Origin of the sequence: Limimaricola sp. G21655-S1 (assembly GCF_027213785.1) — a bacterium.
GTDB lineage: Bacteria > Pseudomonadota > Alphaproteobacteria > Rhodobacterales > Rhodobacteraceae > Limimaricola.
Window position 1 is genome coordinate 1 of the sequence record NZ_JAPWGO010000068.1, and the last position, 1,048, is coordinate 1,048.

The 1,048-nt window shown below is 65.2% G+C and carries 2 protein-coding genes; one reads left to right on the forward strand and one right to left on the reverse strand.

The window, feature by feature from the left end; translation table 11 throughout:
• The coding region (locus O4G76_RS19835) for an SIS domain-containing protein (protein ID WP_269398881.1) at positions 1–717 on the forward strand (717 nt) is incomplete at its 5' end.
• A 90-nt stretch (positions 718–807) separates the two neighbouring features.
• On the opposite strand, the gene O4G76_RS19840 is transcribed toward O4G76_RS19835, so the two are convergent.
• Positions 808–1,048, reverse strand: a 241-nt coding sequence (locus O4G76_RS19840) for a transposase (RefSeq protein WP_269398882.1), incomplete at its 5' end; no start/stop codon positions are given.

A 1,048-nucleotide genomic window follows, 5' to 3' on the forward strand; every position in this document is an offset into this window, starting at 1 on the left:
GTGGTCAACGTCACCGAGAGCTCGATCGCGCGCGACAGCGACCTCGCGCTGCCGATCCTCGCCGGCGCCGAGATCGGTGTCGCCTCGACCAAGGCCTTCACCTGCCAGCTCCTGGTGCTGGGGGCCCTGGCGCTCGAGGCGGCGCGGCAGCGCGGCACGCTCGACGCGGCCGAACTCGCCGCGCATCTGCGCGGCCTGCGCGAGTTGCCCGGGCTGATCCATCAGGGGCTGACCATCGAGGCCGAATGCCAGCGCGTCGCGCGCGGGCTGTCGGAGGCCCGCGACATCCTGTTCCTCGGCCGGGGCCGGATGTATCCGCTGGCGCTGGAAGGTGCGCTGAAGCTCAAGGAAATCAGCTATATCCACGCCGAAGCTTACGCGTCGGGCGAGCTCAAGCATGGACCCATCGCGCTGGTGGACGAGCATGTGCCGGTGATCGTCATGGCGCCGCATGACGAGCTGTTCGACAAGACCGTGTCGAACATGCAGGAGGTGATGGCGCGCGGTGGCAAGGTGCTGCTGGTCACCGACGCCACCGGCGCGCGGATCGCCGGCGAGGGCACCTGGGAGGTGATCACCCTGCCCGAGATCGACCCGCTCTGGGCGCCGATCCTCTACGCCCTGCCAGCGCAGCTCCTCGCCTACCACACCGCCGTGGCCAAGGGCACCGATGTCGACCAGCCCCGCAACCTCGCCAAATCCGTCACCGTCGAGTAACGCGATTGACGTTACAATATTTGCCTCTCCGCAGTGCCCGGAAGTACCGCGTTACTTGAGCTGCCCCAACTGAGTGCTCCAAGTTGATTGTTAATGCATGGTTGGCCTCCGGTCGACGGGCACGATGCTTTCTGGTGCTGGCGGGCGGTAGCCCAATGAGCTGTGAGGCCGGACGGTGTTGTAGTGCTTTCGCCATCGCTCGATCAGGATCTGCGCCTCGCGCAGCGTGTAGAAGATTTCCCCATCGAGCAGCTCGGTCTTAGGTAGCAGATGCACCAAACTCTTGCTTTGGAGGTCGGGCAGGAACAGGATAGGAACATGTTTCGCGTAG